The organism is Candidimonas sp. SYP-B2681, from assembly GCF_003971065.1.
Taxonomy (GTDB): Bacteria; Pseudomonadota; Gammaproteobacteria; order Burkholderiales; family Burkholderiaceae_B; genus Pollutimonas.
Genome location: NZ_RYDV01000013.1, coordinates 22,933 through 29,810 on the forward strand (window position 1 = coordinate 22,933; position 6,878 = coordinate 29,810).

Annotated in this window: 7 protein-coding genes; 3 read left to right on the forward strand and 4 right to left on the reverse strand. The window is 55.0% G+C overall.

What is annotated here, in order from left to right; all coding sequences use genetic code 11:
- The first annotated feature begins 2 nt into the window (after window positions 1-2).
- On the forward strand, window positions 3-230 hold the full coding sequence (locus EKL30_RS18370; RefSeq protein WP_126708705.1) for a glycine zipper 2TM domain-containing protein: 228 nt from the start codon (window positions 3-5) through the stop codon (window positions 228-230).
- 82 nt (window positions 231-312) lie between these two features.
- Here EKL30_RS18370 and minE read toward each other — a convergent pair whose 3' ends face one another.
- The 4 genes from minE to EKL30_RS18390 all read right to left on the reverse strand — a co-directional run bounded on the left by minE (window position 313) and on the right by EKL30_RS18390 (window position 4,105).
- A complete protein-coding gene (gene minE / locus EKL30_RS18375; protein ID WP_126708706.1) occupies window positions 313-573 on the reverse strand; it encodes a cell division topological specificity factor MinE in 261 nt (86 codons plus the stop codon).
- Between the two features lies 1 nt (window position 574).
- A complete protein-coding gene (gene minD, locus EKL30_RS18380; RefSeq protein ID WP_126708707.1) occupies window positions 575-1,390 on the reverse strand; it encodes a septum site-determining protein MinD in 816 nt (271 codons plus the stop codon).
- A gap of 111 nt (window positions 1,391-1,501) precedes the next feature.
- On the reverse strand, window positions 1,502-2,296 hold the full coding sequence (minC, locus tag EKL30_RS18385) for a septum site-determining protein MinC (RefSeq protein WP_126708708.1): 795 nt from the start codon (window positions 2,294-2,296) through the stop codon (window positions 1,502-1,504).
- A gap of 42 nt (window positions 2,297-2,338) precedes the next feature.
- Window positions 2,339-4,105: a glutamine--tRNA ligase/YqeY domain fusion protein gene (locus EKL30_RS18390; RefSeq protein ID WP_126708709.1), complete on the reverse strand. Its 1,767-nt coding sequence runs from the start codon at window positions 4,103-4,105 to the stop codon at window positions 2,339-2,341.
- Between the two features lie 110 nt (window positions 4,106-4,215).
- Here EKL30_RS18390 and EKL30_RS18395 point away from each other — a divergent pair, with 110 nt between their 5' ends.
- Window positions 4,216-5,556 carry a cytochrome ubiquinol oxidase subunit I gene (locus EKL30_RS18395; RefSeq protein ID WP_126708710.1) on the forward strand — a complete coding sequence of 447 codons (1,341 nt, stop codon included), beginning with the start codon at window positions 4,216-4,218 and terminating at the stop codon, window positions 5,554-5,556.
- A complete protein-coding gene (locus EKL30_RS18400) occupies window positions 5,553-6,614 on the forward strand; it encodes a cytochrome d ubiquinol oxidase subunit II (protein WP_126708711.1) in 1,062 nt (353 codons plus the stop codon). The genes EKL30_RS18395 and EKL30_RS18400 overlap by 4 nt, the downstream gene beginning before the upstream one ends.
- The last annotated feature ends 264 nt before the right edge of the window (window positions 6,615-6,878 follow it).

Consider the following 6,878-nt stretch of genomic DNA (forward strand, 5'->3'; position numbering starts at 1 on the left):
AAATGAAGTTAGCTACCTTTACCAAGCTGGGCGCCATAAGCTTGTTGGCGTTCACCATGGCAGGCTGTTCGTCCTGGGACAACATGAGCAGTCGTCAGAAAAGCGCCGTCACCGGTGCCGGTATTGGCGGTGTGGGCGGGGCGGTAATCTCTAATGGCGGTATCCTTGGTACTGTAGGTGGTGCGGCCATTGGCGGCGTTATCGGCGACCAGGTTGGCAAGAATCGTTAATAGCCCACGATCTGAAAAGCCGGCTCACTGAGCCGGCTTTTTTTCGCACTAGCAGTTTGTGAACCGTTAGGTTCACGCCTGCCTAGCGTCCTTCTGCCTGAGGCATCTCGATTTTGACTTCAAGAATTTCCAGGGAATCCTGACGGTCCAGATTGACCTTGATGTCTTCAGGATTGATCTTGACGTAACGCGAGATCACTTCGACAAGTTCTTTTTGCAAGCGGGGCAGGTAGTCGGGGGTGATGCCGTCGCCACGTTCGTTAATGAGAATAAGCTGCAAGCGGTCTTTTGCGACGCTGGCAGAAGTCTTTTTTTGGCCGAGCAGGAATGACAGGAAGGACATATCATTTCCCTCCGAAGAGGCGCTTGAATAAGCCGGGTTTTTCGTAGTCGACGAATCGCAAGGGTTTGTCTTCGCCGAGATAGCGGGCAACAATATCTTGATAAGCGGCTGACACATCGCTATCGCGTATGTGGATCGCCGGGATACCCTGATTGGAAGCCTGCAGCACAGACTCAGATTCGGGCACGACACCGAGCAGTTTAATGCGCAAGATGTCTTCGATATCTTTCAGCGAAAGCATCTCGCCGTCTGCGACACGTTTGGGGTTGTATCGAGTAAGCAGAAGGTACTCCTTGATCGGGTCTTCGGCTTTTTCCGCACGTCGCGACTTGGCCGACAGAATTCCCAGAATACGATCGGAATCTCGTACCGATGAGACTTCAGGGTTAGTGACGACCAACGCATCGTCAGCAAAATAGGAGGCCATCAAAGCGCCTGTTTCAATGCCGGCAGGCGAGTCGCACACAATATACTCGAAACCCATCTCGCCCAGATCTTTGAGTGCTTTCTCGACGCCTTCTTTGGTCAGCGCATCTTTATCGCGAGTTTGCGATGCAGGCAGTATGAAAAGGTTTTCAAGTTGCTTGTCGCGGATGAGGGCCTGATTAAGGGTCGCCTCGCCCTGAATGACATTGACGAAATCATAGACTACTCGACGTTCACAACCCATGATCAGATCAAGATTGCGCAAGCCAACGTCGAAGTCGATAACCACCGTTTTATGGCCCCGCATCGCCAGTCCTGAAGAGAAGCTGGCACTGGTGGTTGTTTTGCCCACCCCGCCTTTGCCGGAAGTCACCACAACAATTCGCGCCATGACGATTGCATTCCTTTAGTTTTTGGTAAATCTTATAATCGTAAAGCAAAACGGCAACAATGTTGCTGTGTCCTGCAGCTATTTAACAGTTGGTTCGCAACAAAAAATATCTTACTTGCCCAGCGCCGTAATTTTCAATTGGTCACCATCAAGCTGCACAATCGTCGGTTGATTGAGCAGGGTCGAATCCAGACGGGTCTCGATCACGCGATACACGCCGGCTATGGCCAGCAGTTCGGGGTCCAATTGCGTCGTGAATATTCTTGCGCTGGTATCCCCGCGGGCCCCGGCCATTGCCTTGCCGCGCAATGGGCCATACACGTGGATATTGCCGTCTGCGATGATTTCAGCGCCCTGGCTGACGACGCCGATAACAATCAGATCAGTGTTGCGGGCGTAAATACGTTGTCCGGATCGCAACTGGCGATTGATCACCATGGCAGCGGGTGCTATTTCGGCTATGGCCGGATCGGCTGCCGCTTTTTCAGGCGCCGCACTGGAAGGGGACTGATTTTCTGTGGGCGGCGCAACGACGGGCACGTCTTTATCGGCAACTGGTGTACTGGTCGGGCGTGGCGCTGGGTTGGCAAGGTCAACAGCCACCAGCCCACAGGATTTGGCGGATTCCAGATTGCCTTCATGTGCCACGACCCCAACGGGATGCAGGCGGTGGGTGACCAGGGCTTGCACCAGGGCGTCCCAGTCTACGGGCTGGTTGACCTGGGTGGCATCGATTACGACGGGTTCGTTCTCGAAGAAGGAGCCGGCATCGCGCATGCGCTGATCCAGGGCAGCGATCAGGTCGGCCGTTTCGTGACTGTGCAGCACGACGCGCAAAGCGTAGAGCGTCGCACTTTTGAAGTCTAGGGCCAACTGGCCCTTGCGGGTGGGGGGAGAGTCGCTCACTGGTCGGTTTTCACAAATAAAATTTACATCTTCGCTTGCGCGTTAGTTGTTAGATACCCACGAATCCCTGAGGGTGATGGCACGATTGATGACAGGCTTTTCGGCCGTCGATTCTTCGCGATCAGCAACAAAATAGCCCAGTCTTTCGAACTGCCATGTGGCACCAGGTACCGCGCCGAGGCCGGGTTCGAGCCAGCCCTGTACAACTTGGCATGAGTCGGGATTCAGGGCCGCCAGGAAATCCTTGTCACCGGCATCGGGATGCGGATCGGTGAAAAGCCGATCGTACATGCGTATTTCAGCAGCGACTGCGTGAGCGGCGCTAACCCAGGTGATATTGCCTTTTACCTTTACCGAGTCTGCGCCAGGTGTGCCACTTTTGGTATCGGGTAAATATTCAGCATGAACCTCGACAACATTGCCTTGATCATCTTTTACACAGCCTGTGCAGCGAATAATATAGCCGTATTTCAAGCGTACCGTACTACCCGGGAAGAGGCGGAAATATTTTTTGGGCGGGTCTTCTTTAAAGTCGTCGCGTTCTATCAATAGTTCACGCGACAATGGAAATTCGCGCATGCCGGCATCTGCGTCATGCGGATTTATCGGGGCGTGACAGAGTTCGCTTTGGCCTTCGGGGTAATTGGTCAACACAAGCTTTATAGGGTCGATCACGGCGACTGCTCGTGCTGCTTTGGGGTCGAGATCGTCGCGCAAGGCTTGCTCAAGCACGCTGTAGTCGATGCGGGAATCAGCCTTTGATACCCCGAGGCGCTCGCAAAACAGTCGTATGGCTTCGGGCGTATAGCCGCGGCGCCGCAAACCCGCAAGAGTGGGAAGGCGCGGGTCGTCCCAGCCGTTAACCAGGCCTTCGCGCACAAGCTGGAGCAACTTGCGTTTGCTGGTGACGACATAACTTAAATTGAGGCGGGCAAACTCGTACTGCCGCGGAAGCGGCTGCGCCAACTGATCCAGTTCGGCCAGATGATTGAGGATCCAGTCGTAAAAAGGGCGCTGATCTTCGAACTCCAGCGTGCATATGCTGTGTGTAATGCCTTCGAGTGCATCTTCGACCGGATGAGCCCACGCATACATCGGGTATATGCACCATTCGGTGCCGGTGCGATGGTGAGCAACGTGACGGATGCGATATAGCACGGGGTCACGCATATTAATATTAGGCGAGCCCATATCGATTTTTGCGCGCAGGGCAAGGCTGCCATCGGGATGTTTGCCCTGACGCATCTCTTCTAATAAGGCGAGCGATTCGGCCGCCGGGCGGTCGCGCCACGGAGAATCTTTCCCCTTTTCAGTAAGGGTGCCGCGCATGGCTCGCATTTGTTCCGCATTTAGCTCATCGACATAGGCATGACCCGCTTTCACCAGCGCCTGTGCGAACCCGTACATGTAGTGGAAGTAGTCACTGGCAAAGTAGCAGTTGGACTCTTCGCCGTACTGCCAATCAAAGCCCAACCATTTCACCATGTCGATGATGGCCTTGACGTATTCGTCTTCTTCCTTCTCGGGATTGGTGTCGTCAAAACGTAAGTGGCAGGCACCCTGGTAGTCGCGTGCCAGTCCGAAGTTCAGGCAGATGCTTTTCGCGTGCCCGATGTGCAGGTAGCCATTGGGTTCTGGCGGAAAACGGGTGCGGATTCGAGCGGCGTCGATACTTCCCTGTTGCTGTACAGACGCAGGTCCAGGCCGTCCCGCCCAGCGCTTATCGGCGTAGCGGCCTTGAGCGAGGTCGTTATCAATGATGGTGCGCAGAAAATTCGAAACCGGTGCGGGGCTGGGTACAGAAGTCATACAGAGTCAACAATCAAATGGCGGAGAAGTAAGCATTTTGCCACGTTCAGGGTTATTTGCTTGCTGGCGGTAGTCGCAAATCAGGAAGTGGCTCTAAACTAGCGCACATTATGACGTACTCGACCTTGTGGTTATCTCAGATCCAGTTCTTTTCCAGCCTGGGCTTTATGTTGCTGTTTCTGGTCATAGAGCTCGGCCTGGCGTGGGTGTTGCTGTATTTCAAGCTTCGTTCGCTGGGTCCCGCTTCGGCGCCGTGGACAGAAGCTTATCGCTTCTGGGTGCGAGTATTTGCGCTGGCTTTTATTTTGAGCTTTGCCTCGAGCATGCCGGTATTGATCCAGTTTGGCAGCCTTTGGCCATCCTTGATGGAAAAAATCGGTGATGTGGCAGGACCACTTCTGGCCGCCGCTATATTGTCGGCTTTCATCTTTAAGTCCTGTTTTCTTGGCGCGATGTTATTCGGGCAACGTTATGTGTCGGACAAGGTACATGCGATCCTGGTGTTCATGGTTGCGGTGGGCGTGCTGGTCTCATCGTTCTGGCTGCTGGTGCTGCTTTCCTGGATGCACGTTCCTGCTGGAGTCAGCTGGGTAGATGGGCAATATCACGTACTGGATTGGTGGGCCGTGATGCTTAACCCTGCCTTGCCCTGGTACGCAGGACTGTTCATCCTTACCAGTGCATTGACGGTTGCTTTCCTGATGTTGGGCGTTGTGGCGGGGCAGACCTTGCGTCGGCCCGCAGACATCAGCGGTCGAGTGGTGTTCAAAACCGCTTTGTGCATGGCGGGTTTCGCTATTGTCCTGATGATTCTGGTGGGCGCTGGATCCGTTCAGATGACGGCGCAGTATCAACCCGCCAAAGCGGCGGCGGCAGCCGCATATTGGAATAGCAGCCCGCAACCGGACCTCGTCTTGTTTGGCTGGCCCGACGTTGGAGCGGCCGCCAATCGTGCCGCCTGGGTGTTGCGCGATGCGGGCGGCATGTGGCTGGGCCGCGAAATCGGCGGTAACTTTCGCGGGCTGGATCATTTTTCAGGCATGACACCCCCGGTGGGGCTGACATTCTGGTCCTTCCGCATTGCCGTATTGGCGGCCTGCCTGATGGCACTGGTCATTACATTAACGCTGTGGCGCGCACGGCGTGTTGATTACGATCCGGGCGCCTTGTCGCGCGGATGGCGCCACGTGCTGTCAAGCATGACTTTCTTGGGCTGGGTCTTGTTGTTGGCCGGGCTGGCTTATCTACTGTTTGGTTCTTTTCCCTATGCCGTCACGGGCACCATTACCGTAAGTGAGATTGCAAGCGACACGTCTTTCGACATTCTCATGGGTGGGTATGTGGCTTATGTGGTGTTCTATGTGCTGTTTCTAGCCGGTTTTTTCCAACTCTTGCGTCATATTGCCCGCTATGGGGTCGTGCCGATTGCCAGACGAAGGGGCCGCGCATGATCGATTCATTTGCGGTTTCTCTGGGTATGAACGCGCAGGATCCAGGGTTCTGGATGCCGATGGTATTCATGGCCTTGCTTTTTGCCATTATTGTGGCGGGGACGATACTTGATGGCTTCGATATTGGCGTTGGCTGTCTTGCTTTGTTCGCCCCAGCCGACTTACGTCCGCGGATGCTGTCTCTGTTGAGTCCGTGGCGCGATGCCAATGAGTTTTGGCTGTTTTTAGGCATGGGTCTTTTCGTTGCCGCCTTCCCGCACGCCTGGGGCAGCGTAATGGGAGAGCTGTATCTGCCATTGTGCGTGCTGGCGCTGGGTGTGTTGTTGCGGTCGATTTCATTCGAACTGCGTTTGCGGGCACCGCAGGAGTTGCAGTCGCGCTGGCTTCTGGGTTTTGCGGTGGGTTCGCTTATTACGGCCGCGGCGCATGGGCTTTTGCTAGCCCAAATCGTGGTTACGTATCAGACGCGGTCGGGTTATCTGTGGTTTTCTCTATTTTTGGGGTTCTGCGCGATATCTGCGTATTGTCTGTTGGGCGCGTCGTGGCTGATCATGCGCGAGGCGGGCGAGCTTCGCGCCCGTGCGGTGATGTGGGGCCGGCGGGCCGTTCGATGGGCGGCAGCGGGCGCTGTGGGTGTGTCGGTGGTGTTGGCGTTTGCGAATGCGGGTATTTTCTTGAAATGGAGCGACGGGCCTCATTGGCCCATTGTGGTGTTGCTGTGGGTTTGTGTGTTGGCCGGTTTTGTGTCGATCGAAATGTGCTTTCAGCGGATGATCAATAGTAGTTACCGGACGACTGCGTTGCCGTTCGTGATGACTTTGATGGTTTTTTTGATTACGTTGGGCGGGCTGGGGTATAGTTTTTTTCCTTATTTGGTGTTGGACGATGTAACGATTTGGGACGCTGCGGCGTCGGTGGATTCGTTGCGTTTGATCCTGGCGACGACGGTTGTGGCGTTGCCGGTGGCGTTGATTTTCAATATTTGGGTGTACTGGCGGATGTTCGGGCTGTCGATTGCGCCTAAGCCGCCGGTGTTCAAGGATCGATCGGCATCGTAGGAGGTTGTCCGGTATTTTGAATCTTCGACTACTTGTAGAGCATGGCGCCGGTGCAGTGTCGCAAATTTGACGTTTCCTGATACATCCTTATTTGAGCGTGACGCGAAGGCTGGGCGGCTGAGCCTGGCCAGACTCGCCGTTCGCGGGAGAGTGTCGGAAATTTTGTGTTCGGGTCTATGATTGTCTTAAAGGAGACAAGCCATGGCACGAGACCAGAAGAAAGAACCGATAGGGGTCCCTAAGGGCAAGCTGCCCGCGAGCGCC